The organism is Streptomyces sp. NBC_01506, from assembly GCF_045040295.1.
Lineage (GTDB): Bacteria > Actinomycetota > Actinomycetes > Streptomycetales > Streptomycetaceae > Streptomyces.
This window is the reverse complement of sequence record NZ_CP109422.1, coordinates 4741678-4760339: the sequence shown is the minus strand read 5'-3', so window position 1 is coordinate 4760339 and position 18662 is coordinate 4741678. Positions and strand designations below refer to the sequence as shown.

Annotated in this window: 20 protein-coding genes and 1 riboswitch; of the genes, 11 read left to right on the top strand and 9 right to left on the bottom strand. The window is 69.2% G+C overall.

All coding sequences use genetic code 11. The features are described 5' to 3' along the window. Positions 1–56: 56 nt before the first annotated feature. Positions 57–245, top strand: coding sequence for a hypothetical protein (locus OG329_RS20805; RefSeq protein WP_405797127.1), 189 nt, complete (start codon positions 57–59; stop codon positions 243–245). Between the two features lie 219 nt (positions 246–464). Next, positions 465–851, top strand: coding sequence for a VOC family protein (locus OG329_RS20800; RefSeq protein WP_405801932.1), 387 nt, complete (start codon positions 465–467; stop codon positions 849–851). 77 nt (positions 852–928) lie between these two features. Here OG329_RS20800 and thiC read toward each other — a convergent pair whose 3' ends face one another. Then, positions 929–2683, bottom strand: a complete 1755-nt coding sequence (thiC, locus tag OG329_RS20795) for a phosphomethylpyrimidine synthase ThiC (protein WP_405797126.1) — start codon at positions 2681–2683, stop codon at positions 929–931. Beyond that, positions 2678–2820, bottom strand: a riboswitch (TPP riboswitch). It overlaps the preceding gene by 6 nt. 71 nt (positions 2821–2891) lie before the next feature. Here thiC and OG329_RS20790 point away from each other — a divergent pair. Continuing rightward, a complete protein-coding gene (locus tag OG329_RS20790) occupies positions 2892–4310 on the top strand; it encodes a YibE/F family protein (RefSeq protein WP_405797125.1) in 1419 nt (472 codons plus the stop codon). 31 nt (positions 4311–4341) lie between these two features. On the opposite strand, the gene OG329_RS20785 is transcribed toward OG329_RS20790, so the two are convergent. The 4 genes from OG329_RS20785 to OG329_RS20770 form a co-directional block, all read right to left on the bottom strand. Continuing rightward, on the bottom strand, positions 4342–4776 hold the full coding sequence (locus OG329_RS20785; RefSeq protein WP_405797124.1) for an SsgA family sporulation/cell division regulator: 435 nt from the start codon (positions 4774–4776) through the stop codon (positions 4342–4344). Positions 4777–4928: 152 nt separating this feature from the next. Then, a complete protein-coding gene (locus tag OG329_RS20780) occupies positions 4929–5816 on the bottom strand; it encodes an IclR family transcriptional regulator (protein ID WP_405797123.1) in 888 nt (295 codons plus the stop codon). Positions 5817–6157: 341 nt separating this feature from the next. Beyond that, positions 6158–6376: a DUF5326 family protein gene (locus OG329_RS20775; RefSeq protein ID WP_405797121.1), complete on the bottom strand. Its 219-nt coding sequence runs from the start codon at positions 6374–6376 to the stop codon at positions 6158–6160. 139 nt (positions 6377–6515) lie between these two features. Then, positions 6516–6833 (bottom strand): cupin domain-containing protein, encoded by a 318-nt coding sequence (locus OG329_RS20770; RefSeq protein WP_078076251.1) that lies wholly within the window; start codon positions 6831–6833, stop codon positions 6516–6518. Positions 6834–6847: 14 nt separating this feature from the next. Here OG329_RS20770 and OG329_RS20765 point away from each other — a divergent pair, with 14 nt between their 5' ends. From OG329_RS20765 to OG329_RS20745, 5 genes are all read left to right on the top strand, one after another. After that, the gene (locus tag OG329_RS20765; protein WP_405797119.1) at positions 6848–7228 is read left to right on the top strand and encodes a phage holin family protein; all 381 of its coding nucleotides are present in this window, start codon (positions 6848–6850) and stop codon (positions 7226–7228) included. Positions 7229–7234: 6 nt separating this feature from the next. Beyond that, complete coding sequence (locus OG329_RS20760; protein WP_405797117.1) at positions 7235–8398, top strand: cystathionine gamma-lyase; 1164 nt, start codon at positions 7235–7237, stop codon at positions 8396–8398. A 266-nt stretch (positions 8399–8664) separates the two neighbouring features. Next, a complete protein-coding gene (locus tag OG329_RS20755; RefSeq protein WP_405797115.1) occupies positions 8665–9558 on the top strand; it encodes a LysR family transcriptional regulator in 894 nt (297 codons plus the stop codon). A 52-nt stretch (positions 9559–9610) separates the two neighbouring features. Beyond that, positions 9611–10090, top strand: a complete 480-nt coding sequence (locus OG329_RS20750; protein ID WP_405797114.1) for an NUDIX domain-containing protein — start codon at positions 9611–9613, stop codon at positions 10088–10090. A 106-nt stretch (positions 10091–10196) separates the two neighbouring features. Then, positions 10197–10703, top strand: a complete 507-nt coding sequence (locus tag OG329_RS20745) for a DUF2269 domain-containing protein (RefSeq protein WP_405797113.1) — start codon at positions 10197–10199, stop codon at positions 10701–10703. On the opposite strand, the gene OG329_RS20740 is transcribed toward OG329_RS20745, so the two are convergent. After that, a complete protein-coding gene (locus tag OG329_RS20740) occupies positions 10630–11868 on the bottom strand; it encodes an MFS transporter (protein ID WP_405797111.1) in 1239 nt (412 codons plus the stop codon). The genes OG329_RS20745 and OG329_RS20740 overlap by 74 nt on opposite strands. 208 nt (positions 11869–12076) lie before the next feature. On the opposite strand from OG329_RS20740, the gene OG329_RS20735 reads away from it, so the two are divergent. Further along, positions 12077–12550, top strand: a complete 474-nt coding sequence (locus tag OG329_RS20735; RefSeq protein ID WP_405797109.1) for a MarR family winged helix-turn-helix transcriptional regulator — start codon at positions 12077–12079, stop codon at positions 12548–12550. 10 nt (positions 12551–12560) lie between these two features. Beyond that, on the top strand, positions 12561–13025 hold the full coding sequence (locus OG329_RS20730; protein WP_405797107.1) for a GNAT family N-acetyltransferase: 465 nt from the start codon (positions 12561–12563) through the stop codon (positions 13023–13025). Between the two features lie 125 nt (positions 13026–13150). Here the strand turns inward: OG329_RS20730 and OG329_RS20725 are convergent, their stop codons facing one another. Next, positions 13151–14533, bottom strand: coding sequence for a serine hydrolase domain-containing protein (locus tag OG329_RS20725; RefSeq protein ID WP_405797106.1), 1383 nt, complete (start codon positions 14531–14533; stop codon positions 13151–13153). Between the two features lie 185 nt (positions 14534–14718). On the opposite strand from OG329_RS20725, the gene OG329_RS20720 reads away from it, so the two are divergent. Beyond that, positions 14719–15378 carry a TIGR04222 domain-containing membrane protein gene (locus OG329_RS20720; protein ID WP_405797105.1) on the top strand — a complete coding sequence of 220 codons (660 nt, stop codon included), beginning with the start codon at positions 14719–14721 and terminating at the stop codon, positions 15376–15378. A 66-nt stretch (positions 15379–15444) separates the two neighbouring features. Here OG329_RS20720 and OG329_RS20715 read toward each other — a convergent pair whose 3' ends face one another. Together OG329_RS20715 and dnaB are read right to left on the bottom strand one after the other, a co-directional pair. After that, complete coding sequence (locus OG329_RS20715) at positions 15445–15729, bottom strand: hypothetical protein (protein WP_405797103.1); 285 nt, start codon at positions 15727–15729, stop codon at positions 15445–15447. 356 nt (positions 15730–16085) lie between these two features. Further along, complete coding sequence (gene dnaB, locus OG329_RS20710; protein ID WP_405797101.1) at positions 16086–18359, bottom strand: replicative DNA helicase; 2274 nt, start codon at positions 18357–18359, stop codon at positions 16086–16088. Positions 18360–18662 lie beyond the last annotated feature (303 nt).

Below are 18662 nucleotides of genomic sequence, written 5' to 3'. Positions count from 1 at the left end.
CCACTGAGGCAGCGGCGGACAGCGCCGCGTCGCCGGAGGGAAAAGGGGAACGGGGAATGGAACTGCTCATTGCCGGGGCGGACTTCGTCCAGGCGTATGCGACGGAACTGTCGGTGGGAATCGGCGCGCTGCGGCTGGCCCTGGACACGGTGCGGGGCGTCCGGTCACTGCTGCTGCGCCGCCGGACGGACCGGTCGGCGGGTGGCGAAGCCGGCGACCCGGCTCGGAGCCCCGGTACTCGTTGACCGGTCCCTGAGACCGACACGGAGGCCCGATCGAGAAGTCGATCGGGCCTCCTGCGTCGGACAACCCGGCCGCCACGCCCGTCCCGGTCGTCCCAGCGTTGAATCGGACTCAACAATCGTGTTCCGATCCCGTCTTGTTGGCGGAGTCCCGCCGGCGGATCGTAAGAAGCGTCCATCCGGCCAGCACCATCTCATCGCCCTGGAGAAGAAGTGACCTCTCTGCGCGTCAAGGCATTCGACCACCTCGTCCTCAACGTCGGGGATGTCGAACGGGCTCTGCGCTTCTACGTGGGACGCCTCGGTCTGGAGCCGGTACGCGTTGCCGAGTGGCGCGCCGGCGAGGTCCCGTTCCCCTCCGTGAGAATCACCCCTGAAACCATCCTCGACCTGCTCGACCGCCCTCGGGGAGAATCCAACGTCGACCACATCTGCCTGACCGTGGAACCGCTGGACTGGGGCGATTTCATCAGGTCGGAGACCTTCTCCGTCCTCGAAGGCCCTGTTGAGCGCTTCGGCGCACGGGGAACCGCCACGTCGGTCTACGTCCTGGACCCGGACGGCAACACCGTGGAGCTGCGCTGGTACCCGCAGGACGCCACGGTCTGACCGCCCTCGGGAGCCCGGTCCGGGTGGCCTGCCCGGACCGGGCTCCCGAGGACGAATTCAGCCGCCGGCCCCTCGCGTCAGTCCGCGAGCGGGAGATAGACCCGGTTACCGCTCGCCGCGAACTCCTTCGATTTCGCCGCCATGCCCGCCTCGATCTCGTCCTGCGAACCGCCGTGATCACGCCGGATGTCGTGGGAGATTTTCATCGAACAGAATTTCGGCCCGCACATCGAGCAGAAATGCGCGGTCTTCGCCGGCTCGGCCGGCAGCGTCTCGTCGTGGAACTCCCGTGCCGTGTCCGGGTCCAGCGCCAGATTGAACTGGTCCTCCCAGCGGAATTCGAACCGGGCGTCCGACAGCGCGTCGTCCCATTCCTGCGCCCCCGGATGCCCCTTGGCCAGATCCGCCGCGTGTGCCGCGATCTTGTACGTGATGACGCCGGTCTTGACGTCGTCGCGGTTGGGCAGACCCAGATGCTCCTTGGGGGTCACGTAGCAGAGCATCGCCGTACCCCACCAGGCGATCATCGCCGCGCCGATGCCCGAGGTGATGTGGTCGTACGCCGGGGCGACGTCCGTCGTCAGCGGGCCGAGCGTGTAGAACGGCGCCTCCTCGCAGATCTCCTGCTGGAGGTCGATGTTCTCCTTGATCTTGTGCATCGGGACATGGCCCGGCCCCTCGATCATGGTCTGTACATGGTGCCGCTTGGCGATCGAGTTCAGCTCGCCCAGCGTCCGCAACTCGGCGAACTGCGCCTCGTCGTTGGCGTCGGCGATCGAGCCGGGGCGCAGACCGTCGCCGAGGGAGTACGTCACGTCGTACGCCGCGAGGATGTCGCACAGCTCCTCGAAGTTCTCGTACAGGAACGACTCCTTGTGGTGGGCCAGGCACCACGCCGCCATGATCGAGCCGCCGCGCGAGACGATGCCGGTCTTGCGGCGGGCCGTGAGCGGCACGTAGCGCAGCAGCACGCCCGCGTGGACGGTCATGTAGTCGACGCCCTGCTCGGCCTGTTCGACGACCGTGTCCTTGTAGATCTCCCAGGTCAGCTCCTCGGCCTTGCCGTCGACCTTCTCCAGCGCCTGGTAGAGCGGCACGGTGCCGATGGGGACCGGGGAGTTGCGCAGCACCCACTCACGGGTGGTGTGGATGTTGCGGCCGGTGGAGAGGTCCATGACCGTGTCGGCGCCCCACTTGGTGGCCCAGGTCATCTTGTCCACCTCCTCCTCGATGGAGGAAGTGACCGCGGAGTTGCCGATGTTGGCGTTGACCTTCACCAGGAACCGCTTGCCGATGATCATCGGTTCGATCTCGGGATGGTTGACGTTGGCCGGCAGTACGGCGCGGCCGGCGGCGATCTCGTCGCGTACGACCTCGGGCGCGACGTTCTCCCGGATGGCGACGTACTCCATCTCCGGGGTGATGTCGCCCCGCCGGGCGTACGCGAGTTGGGTGACCGGCTGTCCGTCGCGGCCCCGGCGCGGCTGGCGCGGGCGGCCGGGGAAGACCGCGTCGAGATTGCGCAGCCCACCACGGGGTGAGGTGTGTTTGAGGCCGTCGTCCTCGGGGCGGACGGGGCGGCCCGCGTACTCCTCGGTGTCGCCCCTGCCGATGATCCAGTTCTCCCGGAGCGGTGCGAGTCCGCGCCGTACGTCGGTTTCGACGGTGGGGTCGGTGTACGGCCCCGACGTGTCGTACAGCGTCACGTCGTCGCCATTGGTGAGGTGCACCTGACGGACCGGCACCCGCAGGTCGGGGCGCGATCCTTCCACATATCCCTTGTGCCAGCCGATGGTGCGTGCGGCAGACGTGCGTGCGTCCTGAACGGTCATTTGAGACCTACTCCCTACGCCGGCATTACCCGGTAACAGGTTCGGCGGTCGACGCAGCTCAGGGGTCCGGGGAAGCCCCGGAACTCCACAGTCAGCGTCCTCTCAGCCCGGTGCTCCGAGCTCCCGCGTGTGTAAAGGCACCACCACGCTAACGCGATGTCGGGCGTGCTGAACAGAGGGCCTCCGCCGTTCTTGCGATGATCGGTCGGTGACCACACCCCAGCAGACACCCGAAACGCACGGCCGCGCGCAGGGCCAGGCGCACGGCCACGCGCAGGGCCAGCCGCATGGCCACTCGCACAGCCACGGCCCGGCCGCGCCGGTCTCCAAGCATCTGCGCAAGGTCATCGCGGCGGTGCTGATTCCCTTCGCCACGGCCGTCGTTGTCGGACTCGCGGTGCTCTGGCCCGGTGGCACCCCGGCGAACGAGCGCACCGGTGTCGGCTTCGACCGGCAGACCGTACAAGGCGAGGTGGTGAAGATCGAGAAGGTCGACTGCAAGGACGTGAATGCCGGCCAGGTCCCGCCGACGGGCGACACGTCCACAGCGCAGGGGCGTGCGGCGCAGGCCGCGCAGACCGGGGACTGTGTGAAGGCGACGGTCGAGGTGAAAAGCGGCAAGGACACGGGGCGTACGTTCGTCGAGGTCGTCCAGCCGGACGCGCCGCGGCAGTTTCACGTGAAACAGGGCGTTGTGGTGGCTTACGCCCCCGACGCGCCGCACGATCTCCAGTACTCGGTCACGGACGTGGACCGCACATTCCCGATGGCGCTGCTGGCCGGGATCTTCGCGCTCGCGGTGATCGTGGTGGGGCGGCTGCGCGGGCTGATGGCACTGGTCGCGCTCGTCATCTCGTTCGCCGTACTGACCCTGTTCATCCTGCCGGCGATTCTCCAGGGCTCGAATCCGCTGATCGTCGCGGTCGTCGGCGCGAGCGCGATCATGCTGCTCGCGCTGTATCTGTGCCACGGTCTGACGGCCCGTACGTCCGTCGCCGTGCTCGGCACGCTGATCTCGCTGCTGCTGATCGGACTGCTGGGCTCACTGTTCATCGGCTGGGCGAGTCTGACGGGCAACACGGACGACAACACCGGGCTGATCCACGGGCTGTATCCGGAGATCGACATGAGCGGTCTGCTGCTGGCGGGCGTCGTCATCGGATCGCTCGGTGTGCTGGACGATGTGACGGTCACCCAGACGTCGGCGGTGTGGGAGCTGCGCCAGGCGGATCCGGACATGGGACCGCGTGCCCTCTACCGGGCGGGTATCCGCATCGGGCGCGATCACATCGCGTCGGTGGTCAACACGCTCGTACTGGCCTACGCGGGCGCCGCGTTGCCGCTGCTGCTGCTCTTCTCGATCGCCGGTTCGAGCGTGGGGACGGTGGCCACCAGCGAGCTGGTGGCCCAGGAGATCGTACGGACGCTGGTGGGGTCGATCGGTCTGGTCGCGTCGGTGCCGGTGACGACGGCGCTGGCGGCACTGGTGGTGTCGGCGGACCGGCCGGGGACGGCGGCGAGGGTGCCGTCCGGGGCACCCTCGGGATCTGCGCCGAAGGCGCCTTACGCGGGCGCGTTCGGCGGCTTGCGGACGCGCGGCGGAGGCGGGCGGCGCCGTAAGGCGTAGCCCGCCGGCTGCGGTTGGGGCTCGGCCGGGCTCAGCCCGCGTTCTCCTCGGCGAGGATGCGCCCCAGCGTCTCCTCCAGATTGGTCTCGAAGTCCCCGAGAGCCATCTCCTGGCCGAGCGGGACCAGCCGGTCCGTACGGTCGAGGAAGGCCACCAGCGGCGGGGCGCTGACCCGGAACAGGGCGTGCTCGGTGCCGACCTGGAGCCGGATGTGGACGTCGGAGAGTTCTTCGGGCTCGGTCGGCGAGATGTACACGTCGCCGTCGCCGGTGGGTTCGTTGATGCCGTCGACCAGCAGCTCGCGGCCGAAGGCCCAGGTGACCGGGGCGTCGCCGGGCAGATGGAACGTCATCCGCACCGCGTAGGGGTCCGCCGTCTCGTAACGGAGCTCCACGGGAATGCGGAATGAGAGCTCTTCGGAGACGAGGAAATTCATCAGGACTTCGGCCTGAACCAACTCGCGCATCATGTACCCCGCAGTGGATGACGGAAAGTTACGGAGAGTAAGAAATTCTGAGGGATTTCGGGGGTTTGAGGGGTGAAAGGTCCGATATTGATGCCCCTTGATCCTCTTCTCAATCGTCCAGCACGCAGTAACGGATCACAAGGAGTGATATTTCAGATACTGATAGAGAATTCCAGCGAGCCGATCATGTTTCCGATCTCTTTGCATAGCCGTTCGACAGCCGGAAGCAGCTTTTCCTCCTGATGCAGCGGCACGGACGTGGCCAGCGCCGCGACCGTCGGCCCGGCGGTGACCGGTACGGCGGTGACCGGTACGGCGGCGCAGACCTGGCCGAGCGCGTACTCCTGGCGCTCCAGCACCGGTCCCGTACGCCCCATGGCACCCAGGCGGGACAGCAGCGCACGCCGGTCGGCGACGGAATAGGGAGTGAGCGGGCCCACGGGATACCGGTCCAGATGGTCCCGCACGGCGTCCTCGTCGAGCTGGCTCAGCAGACACTGGCCGATCGCGTGCGCGTATCCGGTCTCGCGGAAGTCCGCCCATTCGGCGACGGCGGGCGCGGCGGGGTTGTCGGCGACCGCGACGATCTCGATCTCGCCGTCGCGGTAGATCGCGAAATAGACCGGCGCCCCGATCAGATCGCGGCAGTGTTCTATCGATTCGGCCATCGTGCGCCGGGCCGCCCGCCGCGTCCGGGGGCCTGCTCCGGCTCCGGAGCCGGCCCCGGAGCCACTGCCGGAGCCGCCGACCGCGGGAATTCGGCCGGCCCCAGCGTCTCCGCCGGTCTCCGGCCCCTCGCCGCTCACCAGGCGGTCCACCGCGTCCCCGAGGAAGAACACGCCCTTCTCACGGCGCAGATAGCCCTCGTGGGTCAGCGTGCGCAGCAGGTGATAAGCGGTGGGGAGGGGGAGTCCGGCCTCACGGGCGAGCTGTTTCGCCGGGGCCCCGTTCGGATGGGCGCCGACCGACTCCAGCAGACGCAGCGCACGCCGAACCGAACCGATCAGGGTAGGGACCGCTGTCGTGCTCACTGTGGCCAAAGGTCACCCCCGGGCGTACTGACGGGCGTGCGCCCGCTCGCGGGGGCCGCCCCCGCGCCCGCCACACCCTCGGGGGCCCGAGACAGAGTCTGAGGTCCGGCGCCGAGAACTCGCACAATGCGTTGGTCAGAACGACCGTCGACGCTGTTTTCGCAGGATGTGGCAGAGGCTTGCCACTCTAATGGCAGCCTCTGGGGTGGGAGTGGTTTCGTCTCCGCCTTTCCCCCGCGCGGGCTAACGCCGGGCACGGGGGCCGCCCCCGCAGGGGGCGGAACGGCGGCGGGACGAGGGGTACGGCGGTACGGCGCTACGGCGGTGGGCTGACGGTACGACGGGGTGGGCTACCAGTCGCCTCGCGAGGACGAGGACGAGGTGAACTTCCGTACCGCGTAGAAGATCCCGCCGACCAGCGCCACCAGGATCAGCACCTTGAACAGCAGGCCGATCACAAATCCGACCACGCTCGCGATCAGCCCGCCGAACACGACGAGCACGACCACGGGCAACGCGATCCACTTCACCCACCAGGGCATTCCCGCGACAATCTCCCGTACCGCCATCGTCCTTACCTCGTTCCGTGAGTGTGTACGTGTATGCGTTCCCGCTGCCTTCGATGCTAGAGCGGCGCGGGGCGCGGCGGAGGTCCCGGAGCCCTGGAACTCCCCTGATCCGACCCTGACCGGTCGTGAGGGTCCGGGCTCACCCCTCCGGAGGGGAGAAGACGACCATCACCCGCAGGTCCTCGGTGATGTGGTGGAACTTGTGCGGCTCACCGGCCGGTACGTAGACGACGCTGCCGCGCCCGACCTGGGTCGTCTCCATACCCACGGTGATCGATGCGCGTCCGCTCACGACGAAGTAGACCTCGTCCTGGCGGTGCGGCTGCTGTGGGTCGATGGTGCCGGCGTCCAGCGCGTACAGGCCGACGGACATGTTCCGTTCCCGTACAAACTGCAGATACGCCCCGTCGTTGGCGGCACGTTCCGCCTCCAGCTCATCCAGTCGGAATGCCTTCATGCCACGATCTCACCATGAAGAATTTCGTAGTCAAGACGATCGCCAACGCGGGTGCCCTGGCGGTGGCGATCTGGCTGATCAACGGCATCACCCTGACCGGCGACAGCACCGGCAGGAAGGCGCTGGCGCTGGTGGTCGTGGCGTTGATCTTCGGAGTGGTGAACTTCGTCGTCAAGCCGATAGTCCAGTTGCTGACCCTGCCGCTGTTCATCATCACCCTGGGGCTGTTCACGCTGGTCGTGAACGCGCTGATGCTGCTGCTGACCTCCTGGCTCGCCGACAAGCTCGACCTGAGCTTCCATGTCGACGGCTTCTGGACGGCCGTGCTCGGCGGGCTCATCATCTCGATCGTGTCGTGGGCGCTGAACGTCGTGCTCCCCGACGACAAGGACTGATCGCCCATGGAACCGGTAGAGCCGGTAGAGCCGGTCAAGGGGGCCGCGCCCGGTCTCGGGGACGGCACACGTGCCGTACGAGCCGGGCTGCCCGACCCGGTGAAGTACGAGCCGACCATGCCGGGCCCGGTGTTCGCCGCCCACTTCCATCTGCCGGGCGAGCCGACGGGCCCGTACACCTACGGCCGCGACACCAACCCCACCTGGACCCATCTGGAACGGGCCATCGGCGAGCTGGAGGCACCCGGCCGGGCCGTCGAGACGGTCGCCTTCGCCTCCGGGATGGCCGCGATCTCGGCGGTGCTGTTCTCGCACCTGCGCACCGGCGACGCGGTCGTGCTGCCGGACGACGGCTATCAGGCGCTGCCACTGCTGCGGGAGCAGCTCACGGCGTACGGCATCGCGGTACGGACCGCGCCCACCGGCGGCGACGCCCAACTCGACGTGCTGGCGGGTGCCAGGCTGCTGTGGATCGAGACCCCCTCCAACCCCGGCCTGGACGTCTGCGACATCCGCCGCCTGGTGCGGGCCGCGCACGAGGCGGGCACGCTCGTCGCCGTCGACAACACGCTCGCCACCCCGCTCGGCCAGCGCCCGCTGGAGCTCGGCGCCGACTTCTCCGTGGCCAGCGACACCAAGGGCATGACGGGCCACGGCGATATCCTCCTGGGCCATGTGACCTGCGAGGATCCCGAGCTGGCCGCGGGCGTACGACGCTGGCGCAAGATCGCCGGCGCCATCCCCGGACCGATGGAGGCATGGCTCGCCCACCGCTCACTGGCCACGCTCCATCTGCGTATCGACCGCCAGTGCGCGACCGCGCTGCTGCTGGCTCAGGCACTGACCGGACACGCCGATGTGAGCGCCCTGCGCTACCCCGGACTGCCCGACGACCCCTCGCACCCCCTGGCGTCGGCACAGATGCGGCGCTACGGCTGCGTGGTGTCGTTCGTCCTGCCCGACCGCGACCACGCCGAACGCTTCCTGGACGGGCTGCGCCTGGTGGACGACGCGACGAGCTTCGGCGGTGTGCGCTCGACGGCGGAACGCCGGGGCCGATGGGGCGGCGACGCGGTACCGGAAGGCTTCATCCGTTTCTCCGTGGGCGCGGAGGACCCCGACGACCTCATCACCGACGTCCTGCGCGCACTGACGGAAGCGACGGGCTGACCGGGTCGCCGACTCGTCGGCTCGTCGGCTCGTCGGCTCGTCGCAGGCGGAACGGACGGTCCGAGCCTCCCCCCTCGTGGCTCGGGCCGTCCATGGGTTCCACGCGCGGAGAATCACGTCAAAGAACCACATCCACAAGGCTAGTTGACTCTGCGTCAGTGTCCAATCACAGTAGCGACAGCCGCCTATCGACTTATTTATAGTTGGACGCTGCGGCCACGGGCCTGGACGGGTTCGGACAGGGCCGGAAGTTGAGGAGGGCTGACATGGACCTGGCCCTGCTACGCACCTTCGTCACCGTGCACCGCGCCGGATCCTTCACCCGTGCCGCCGCCCTGCTCGGGCTCTCCCAGCCCGCCGTCACCGGCCAGATACGCACCCTGGAACGCCAGTTGGGCCGCCCGCTGTTCCTGCGCCAGGCCCGGGGCGTCACGCCCACCACCATCGGCGACGAACTCGCCCATCGCGCCGCGCCCCACCTCGACGCCCTGGTCGAGATCGCCGAGACCGGCCTCGACGAGGAGTCGGGGGTCCGGACGCTCCATCTCGCCGGGCCGCCGGAGTTCACCTCCGTACGCGCCCTGCCCGCGCTCACCGCGCTGATAGGCCGGGGTCTCGCGCTCCGTGCCTCCTTCTTCACCAACGCCGAGGAGACCCTGGACGGCCTCGCCGCCGGGCACCACGACCTCGCCATCGCCACCGCCCGGCCACGCGGCGGACTGCTCACCGCGACCCCGCTCTGCGACGAGGAGCACGTCCTGATCGCCTCGCCGCGCTGGGCGGCGCGGCTGGGCCACGACGTACTGCGCAAGGGCCACGTCGTCCTGGAACAGCTTCCCGTGGTCGAGGTCCACGAGTCGCTGCCGCTCGTCTCCCGCTACTGGGCGTCGGTCTTCGACTCACGGCCCGCCTCCGCCGGCACCGTCATCGCGCCCGATCTGCGCGCCGTCCTGGAGAGCGCGGCGGCGGGCGCCGGACTGGCCGTACTGCCTCGCTACCTGTGCGAAGCCGCACTGGAACGCGGCGAGATCGTCGCTCTCTACGACCCGCCGGTGCCCCCGCTGCGTACGTACTTTCTCGTCGTACGCACCGGCACACTCGCCCTGCCGCACATCGCGCGGGCGCATGAATGGCTGCTGCGCGCTTCGGTCGACTGGTGACCGCAGGGCCCCGGGGAGTTTCGACACGGCCGTATCGGGCCACGCTCTTCCCATGACCGAACGGCCCGTGGTCAAGCGCACCGCCCGCGCCATCCTGCTCGACGGCGACCATCTCGTCCTCATCAAGCGCACGAAGCCGGGCGTGGATCCGTACTGGCTGACCCCCGGCGGCGGGGTCGAGCCCGACGACGCCACCGTCGTCGCCGCGCTCCACCGGGAGATCGACGAGGAGCTGGGCGCCAAGATCACCGAGGTCGTGCCGTGCTTCGTCGACACGGTCGAGCACATCGCGGACGGCGGCATCACCGGCGTGAAGGTGCAGCACTTCTTCGTCTGCCGGCTCGAATCGATGGACCCGTCGCTGCGGCACGGGCCGGAGATGGACGAGCCGTGCGGGGAGTACGAGATCGTCCGGGTGCCGTTCAGCCGGGTCGGGATCGCCGCCGTCCATCTCGTACCGCTGTCCCTGCGGCACTATCTGGACGGCAACATCGAGGGCGTACGGGCGATGCACGCGCCTGACCTGGGCTAGCCCGCCCTGGTGGCTCCCGGGGCTCTACCCGTACGCCGAGGCTAGTACGGGCGGTTACTCCCGCTGTCAGACGCCCTCCGGTGCGAATCACGACACCGTGTTTCACGTGAAACCACTCAAACGACCCGCCCGCCGGGCGCTGCTCGTCGTCCATGTCGCCGTCTCCGTTAGCTGGCTGGGCCTCACGCTTGGCCTGCTCACGCTCGGTATCACCGCGTACACCACCGGCGACTCCACCCTCACCGAGGCGTCCTACCGTGCGATGAAGGTCTTCGCCGACTGGCTGCTCGTGCCGGTCGCCGTACTCACCCTCGTCAGCGGTCTGGTGCTCTCTCTGGGGACGCCCTGGGGTCTGGCCAGCCACCGCTGGGTCTGGGTCAAGTTCTGGCTCACGCTGATCACGGCCGCGGCGACGGCCTTCGCGCTCCGGCCGGAGATCAGCAACGCCGCGGGCAACGGCGGCGTACCCGACATCAGCCTGATCGCCGCGCCGTCGGTGGCGACCGGTGCGTATCTCTTCATGACCGTGATCTCGCTGCTCAAGCCCTGGGGGCTGACCCGCCGGGGGCGGCGACTCCGGGCTGTCGGACCGGCGTCGGAACGTCGGCGGTAGCGCTTGGAACTCCGGCGGCGACAGCGCGGCGTTCCAGGGTGTGCGAGACGACGGCGAGAAGCAGCGCCGACGCGGCGAGCGCCGCACCGACCCAGTTGGGCGCGGTGTAGCCGAGGCCGGCGCCGATGGCCAGGCCGCCGAGCCAGGCGGCGAGGGCGTTGCCGAGGTTGAACGCGCCGATGTTGACGGCCGAGGCGAGCGTCGGGGCACCGGACGCCTGGTCCAGTACGCGCTTCTGGAGCGGCGGCACGGTCGCGAAGCCCAGCGCACCGATCAGGGTGAGGGTGACGGCCGCCGCGATCTTGTTGTGCGCGGTGAGGGTGAACAGCGCCAGGACCACGGACAGCGCGCCGAGTGCCACGTACAGCATGGGCATGAGGTGGCGGTCGGCGTACTTGCCGCCGATGAGATTGCCGCCGACCATTCCGAGGCCGAGGAGCACCAGGAGCCAGGTCACGGAGGAGTCGGCGAAGCCGGCGGTCCGCGTCATCATCGGTGTGATGTAGGTGATCGCGGCGAAGACGCCGCCGAAGCCGAGGACCGTCATCCCCATGGCGAGCAGGACCTGGACGTTCCGGAAGGCGGCCACCTCGTGGCTTATCCGTACGCCACGCGGTCGTGGCTGCTGCGGTACGAGCTTGGCGACACCGGCGAGACCGACGACTCCCAGGCCCGCGACGAGCAGGAAGGTCGCGCGCCAGCCGGTGGTCTGGCCGACGTAGGTGCCCAGGGGGACGCCCACGACATTGGCGAGGGTGAGACCGGTGAACATCATCGCGATGGCGCCGGCCCTCTTGTGCGGGGCGACAAGCCCGGAGGCGACGACCGAGCCGATGCCGAAGAACGCGCCGTGGGCGAGCGAGGCGACGACACGGCCGGTGAGCATGAGGCCGAAGGTGGGGGCGAGGGCGGACAGGACGTTGCCCACGATGAACAGGCCCATCAGCACCATCAGCATGCGCTTGCGGCTGACGCGGGTGCCCAGGATGGTCATGATCGGCGCGCCGAGTACGACTCCGAGGGCATAGCCACTGCCCAGATGGCCCGCGGTGGGGATGGTGACGCCGTACTCGGTGGCGACCTCGGGGAGCAGCCCCATGATCACGAACTCGGTGGTCCCGATTCCGAACGCCCCGATGGCCAGGGCGAGGAGCGCGAGTGGCATGGGTGTGGCCTTTCCCGAAGCGGGTATGTGCGCGCCGCCTGTGCGCCGCCGCGTGCGCACCGTCACTGCTTGCGTGTGCGCTTTACAAGCGTGGACAATACTTGCAGACGCCGTTTAATCGCAAGCGCGCTATATTGCAGACGTGCCCTATCCTGGGCCCTGGAAGCTCCGGTCAATGGAGACGACGGAGACGACGGAGGAAGACGACATGTCAGCCACGGACCCCGCACTCACCGGGCTCGCCCACGGCTGGGTGGCTCTCTCCCTGCTGCACAGCAGGATCGAGACGCATATCGAGCGGGCTCTCCAGAGCGGGCACGATCTCAGCGTCCGCGAGTACTCACTGCTCGACGTCCTCAGCCGCCAGCACGACGGCGAGGGCGGACACCTCCAGATGAAGGAGGTCGCCGACGCGGTGGTCCTCAGCCAGAGCGCGACCACGCGTCTGGTCAGCCGTCTTGAGGACCGGGGGCTGCTCGCGCGTTACCTCTGCCCGACGGACCGGCGCGGGATCTATACCGACGTGAGCGAGTCGGGCCTGCGGCTCCTGGCCGAGGCGCGGCCGACGAACGACACCGCGCTGCGCGAGGCCCTGGACGCCGCGGCGACGAATCCCGAGCTCGCGCCGCTGGTCAGGGCCGTGGAGGAGCTACGCGTGCCCGCGCGGCCGGCCCCGGCGTAATCTGCGGTCCATGAACGATCTGCACATACGGCCGGCCGGCGCCGGTGACCTCCCGGAGATCGTGGCGATGCTCGCCGACGACCCACTGGGTGCCGCGCGCGAGTCCCCGGACGACCTCACCCCGTACCTCAAAGCCTTCGATCGGCTCGCCGACGACCCGAATCAGTACCAGGTCGTCGCCGAGCGCGACGGGCGAGTCGTCGGCACGCTGCAACTGACGATCATCGCCGGCATCTCCCGCCGGGGCGCGACGCGTTCGGTCATCGAGGGCGTGCGCGTGCACGCCGACGAGCGCGGCTCCGGCCTCGGCACCAAGCTGCTCCAGTGGGCCATCGATGAATCCGGGCGCCAGGGCTGCCAGTTGGTCCAACTGACGTCGGACGCGACGCGTACGGAGGCCCGGCGCTTCTACGAACGGCTCGGGTTCACCGCCTCCCACGTCGGATTCAAGATGAACCTGGAGGGGGGAGGCTGAGGCCCGGACGGGGCAGGGGCGGGGTCGGGTCCGGTCGGGTCAGGTCGGGTCGGGTCGGGGTCGGGTCCGGTCGGGTCAGGTGCCGTTCGTCCGGTTTCATGTGAAATCCGGTTTCACGTGAAACATCACAGACCGCGCCAGCCCTGCTCGTCCACCCCGCCCGGGACCGCGTCCCCCGGCTCGTACGGCTCGCGGGTGTAGACGAAGGAGCCCAGGTCGAGATGGCTCACCTGGCCGTCCGGGCGGCGGACAACCCTCAGCGTCTCCCCCATGTAGTAGCCGTCGAGGCCCTTCCACGTACCATCCGGTCGCGCCACGAACCGGGACCGGCGGCCCGCGCTCAGCGGCTTGAAGTCCAGACCACGGTCCGCCGTCAGACGCAGAACGTACGGCGTGGCGCCCCAGTACCACGGCCCCGTCAGGTCCAGCAGCGTCTGATCGACCTCGGGCAACGGCCGCCACGGCTCGGGGATACGAGGCTCCGCCTCCGCCACGATGTTGATGAGTTCGGCCGCGACGACACCGACGGGCGGGCCCGAGGTGACATTGGCGAGCGTGACGGCGACCAGCCCGTCCTCGATGCTCACCCAGAGCGCGGCGACGAAGCCCGGCAGCGAGCCCGTATGCCCGACGAACGTGCGACCGCCCCCGTGGACGAGCTGTACACCGAGCCCGTAACCGCCCTGCCAGTCACCGGCCTCAAGCGGTGTGGCGGGCGTCCGGGCTTCCCGTACGGACTCGGCGCTCAGCACCCGGTCGTCGCCCTCGGCGAGGAACGCCCCGAAGCGGCACAGGTCGTCGGCCGTCGACCAGAGCTGGCCCGCCGGGGCCATCAGGCCCAGATCCTCGGCCGGTTCGGGCAGGATCGCGTCGGCCCAGGGATGCACGGCCCAGCCGCCGGCCGCCGGGGCGACGGGCTGTGCGCTCGTACGGTGCATCGACAGCGGCTCCAGAATCTCCCGCCGCAGCACCTCCTCCCACGGTGCGCCGCGCAGCGCCTCGACCAGCGAACCGAGCAGGGTGTAGCCGGGGTTGGAGTAGTGGTGCAGCCGGCCGGCGGGGTGCAGCACCGGGTGCTCGCCGAGCACGTCGGCCAGCTCGGGGCGCGTCGTACCCGGTGTGCGCTCCCACCAGGGGGCCGGGGCCTCGGCCGCCAGACCGGCCCCGTGGCCGAGCAGTTGGGCGATGGTGACCTCGCCGACCCCGGTGCCGGGCAGGTGCTTCTCCAGCGGGTCCCCGAGATCGAGCAGGCCCTCGTCACGTAGCCGCAGCACCAGAACGGCGGTGAAGGTCTTGGTGATCGAGCCGATCCGGTACTGGGTGTCCGCATCCGGCTCGTGACCGTCCACACAGCTACGCCCGCCCGACCAGACGGTGCGCCCGTCGCGCGCGACGGCGGCGACGAGCGAGGGGGCGCGGCCTTCGGACTGCGCGGTGGCGATGCGGTGCAGCAGGGCCCGCCGCGTACCGGGCAGAAGGTCTTCGAAAGATTCGACAGGTGAGGTCATGGTCCACATCTATCGGTAGAGCCCTGTCCCGTCGACCGCATTTCGGCGATGCGGCCATGAGGACGACGGCCGCACAGCCCTACGGCCGTACCTCAAGTCTTGCTCTGAACTCCCGTCGCCCCAGGGCCCGTTCCGGGCATCGCCGCCATAATGGCGAAAGACGACATCGGGGACAGGGGGCTCCCATGCGGACCATGATCTGGCGGCGCGTCCCGGCGGCCGAACGACGACTCGAAACGTACGAAGTGGCCTATCTGGCCGGTGGACCCCAACGCGTCCTGGAAGCCGCGCTCTTCGCGCTGCGCGACCGGGAGGCCATCACGATGGTCGGCCCCCGCGTGCGCGCGGTCGAGGACGACGGCGGAACCACCGAGCACGCGGCCGAGCACCCCGTCGAACGGGCGCTCCTCGCGAGTTGCCCACGGGGGAGGAGCCTGACGGCCGTCGCGAACGCCGTACGAGGCGGACCGGAAGTCGCGGAGATCGCGCGCGGTCTGGCCGCCCTCGGCCTGCTCAGGGGCGCCCGGCACCGGCTCACTCAGGCGGGCAGGAGTCAACTCGCGGCGGCGAGGAAGGAAGGCACGTTCCCCGCGTACGTCTTCGAAGGCCCGTCCGCCCACCGGGACCGGCGGCTGCGCCGCATCGTCGCGAGTACGGCGATCCCCGCCGGTCTGGGACGGTCGCTGATACGTCTGGGCAGGACCACCGATCCGGACTACGACTACGACTACTCCGACTCCGACTCCGACTACGGCCCGGACTCGCCTTCCGGCACACACTCGTCCTCGGAGCCAGGCGGTTTCAGTTGCGGAAGCGGTGGCGGCGGGGGCGGAGGCAGCGATTAGGGCGTGTCCGGTGGCCAGTCCGTCCGGCTCACCTGGTCGGCGGCGTCGGGGTGGCCGACACCATGGTCAGCACGGTGCTGGAACACCGCTGAGGTCTTCTCCGGCGATGAGCAGCCGGTAGCCGTAGTCGACGGCGTCCTCGGCCAGCAGCCCCGCGTGACGCCGCTCCCATTCCCCGGTGGCCAGATCTTCCCTTTGCCGGTCCATCGCCGGCTCCATCACCTCGGCGGGCTGGACGGCGAGGCTCGAACTCGCCTGCCGAACAGCCGGGTCGAGGTACTGCTCCGGCCGACGCCAGAACGCGGTCAGGAATCCGTCGGTGAAGTCCCAATCGGCGCGTCGCAGCGGCACTTTCGTCGTCCGGAGCGAGGAAGGACACGATGCCGTGGGCCATCTCAGCATGGTGGCAGCCTGCCGCGCTGAGTGCCGGTAACGGGTATCGCGACCAGTGACCCTGCTGCTCCATCACCCGCTGCCACGGGCCTGCTCATAGGCGTACTTACGAGGTGGCTCCGTCACGGGCATGAGCGACGACCCAGCGGACGGCGGCCTCGTCGCACAGCACGGCCCGGCCGTCGCGAACCGTCGCGGCCCTCGCCGCGTGGATACCGGTCGGCTCCCGAACGGGGCCGCGGGACGGGGCGAGGAAACGCCGCAGTTGCTCCAGGCATGGGCACATCGTCCTCGCCCAAGCACGTCGGCACGGCTCAGGTCTGTGCCATGTCCACGAAGCGCGAGTAGTGGCCCTGGAACGCCACCGTGATCGTCGCCGTCGGGCCGTTACGGTGCTTGGCCACGATCAGGTCCGCCTCCCCCGCGCGCGGGGACTCCTTCTCGTACGCGTCCTCCCGGTGCAGCAGCACCACCATGTCCGCGTCCTGCTCGATGGAGCCCGACTCACGCAGGTCCGAGACCATCGGCTTCTTGTCGGTGCGCTGCTCGGGGCCACGGTTCAACTGGGAGAGCGCGATCACCGGCAGCTCCAGCTCCTTCGCCAGCAGCTTGAGGTTTCGCGACATGTCCGAGACCTCCTGCTGGCGGCTCTCCGCGCGCTTCGAGCCGCCGGACTGCATCAGTTGGAGGTAGTCGATGACCACCAGCTTCAGACCGTTGCGCTGCTTGAGCCGGCGGCACTTCGCGCGGATCTCCATCATCGACAGGTTCGGCGAGTCGTCGATGTACAGCGGTGCCTGCGACACGTCAGGCATGCGGCGGGCCAGCCGTGTCCAGTCCTCGTCCGTCATCGTGCCGGAACGCATGTGGTGCAGCGCCACCCGTGCCTCCGCCGACAGCAGGCGCATCGCGATCTCGTTGCGCCCCATCTCCAGCGAGAAGATGACGCTCGGCAGGTTGTTCTTGATGGACGCCGCGCGCGCGAAGTCCAGCGCGAGGGTGCTGTTGTGGGTGGGGATCATGGCACGGGTCGCGAGGTACAGGTGCGCGGGGTTGTCCACCTGGACGCAGCGGACCGGGATGCTTTCGACCTCCTCGACATCCGTGATGAAACGCTGCTGCCGCTCGTCGGCGGTGGTGAATTCGATCGTGTAGGACGTGGCGGACTCTTCCGGCTGTCCTTCGACGCGCTCGGTCGACATCCCGCACCGGTACCCCAGGCTCAGCACCAGCTCACACAAGCCCTCGGCGAGGGTGCGATTCGTGACGGCGAACCGCACCGACCCGGTGCCGGTCACGGTGCCGCCGGTGTCGAGAAGGCCGGCGAGGAGCGCCCGGCGCTGCGGGAGGGAGGCCCGTAGGTACTCCTGGGGGATGGGCGTGGTCCCCAGGCCGGCGCCCAGGGTGTGTGGAGGGACCGGCAGATCGCGCTCGGGCAGGTCGAGCGGCGCGGTCGTCCCTACGGAGTGGTTCGGGCGCCGATCGGACGTGACACACCGGACCGTTCCGGCGATCTCCTTGGTGGTCTTGACCGACGCCCGGCGGGAGTCGGAGTCGCCGAAGTCGCGGGAATCGTGGGAATCGCGGGTGTCCGTGAGCCACTGGTGTTCGGCATCGGCGACGACACTCGCCCCGTCATCAAAAGTGATCTTGTAGCAGGGACGGTCACGCATGACGTCGGTCGCGGCCACCACCCGGGTCGGCCGGCCCGTCGCGTCAAGGAGGAGGTCGCCCGGCCGGACCTCTCCCATGGTGGTCCAGCCGGTGGGGGTGGGCAGCGGGGTGTCCAGGGCGAGGGCCTTTCCCATGGCGGGACGGGCCGCGATGACGATCATCTGGCCGGGGTGCAGCCCGTTCGTGAGCGAGTCGAAGTCCGTGAACCCCGTCGGCACACCCGTCATCTCGCCGCTGCGTGAACCGATCGCCTCGATCTCGTCGAGCGCGCCCTCCATGATGTCGCCGAGGGGCAGATAGTCCTCGCTGGTGCGCTGCTCGGTGACCGCGTAGATCTCGGCCTGGGCGGAGTTGACGATCTCGTCCACGTCGCCGTCCGCCGCGTATCCCATTTGCGTGATCTTGGTGCCGGCCTCCACGAGACGGCGCAGCACCGCGCGCTCGTGGACGATCTCCGCGTAGTACGACGCGTTCGCGGCTGTCGGCACCGACTGGACCAGGGTGTGCAGATACGACGCTCCGCCGACGCGGGTGATCTCACCGCGCTTGGTCAGCTCGGCGGCCACCGTGATGGGGTCGGCCGGCTCGCCTTTCGCGTACAGGTCGAGGATCGCCTGGAAGACCGTCTCGTGCGCGGGGCGGTAGAAGTCGTGGCCCTTGATGATCTCCACGACATCGGCGATGGCGTCCTTGGACAGGAGCATGCCGCCGAGGACGGACTGTTCGGCGTCGAGGTCCTGCGGAGGCACCCGTTCGAAACCGGGTGATCCGCCGTCCCACGCGGCGTTGTCCCTGCCGCGCTCGTGCTGCTCGTCGCGGCCCCTTCCCTCACCCCGGCGCTGGCGGGAGACCGGCAGACGATCGCTCGGACCGGCCTCGGTCCAGGGGTCGTCCAATGGCTCGGGAACGCTCATCCGGCCACCTCCTCCCGTCCGCCAAGCGGACCTCGCCGTGCCACTCTTTCTACGGCACGACACTGACAAATCGAGTGGCCTGACTCCGGTTCCGGCGCGTCGGACGTCGGTCCACGGTAGGCCCGCGGGGACCGTCCGCCAATCTGGTTATCCACAGGCCATGTGGACGAAGGACCATATGCTGTGGAGAACTCCGGCGAACCTGTGCACGGACCGGGGGACAGCACTGTGGACAACCTTGCAGCCCTCCTGCCACACCGGCTCTGACCTGGCCTTTCTCCATCCACCGGCTGTGGGGGAGAA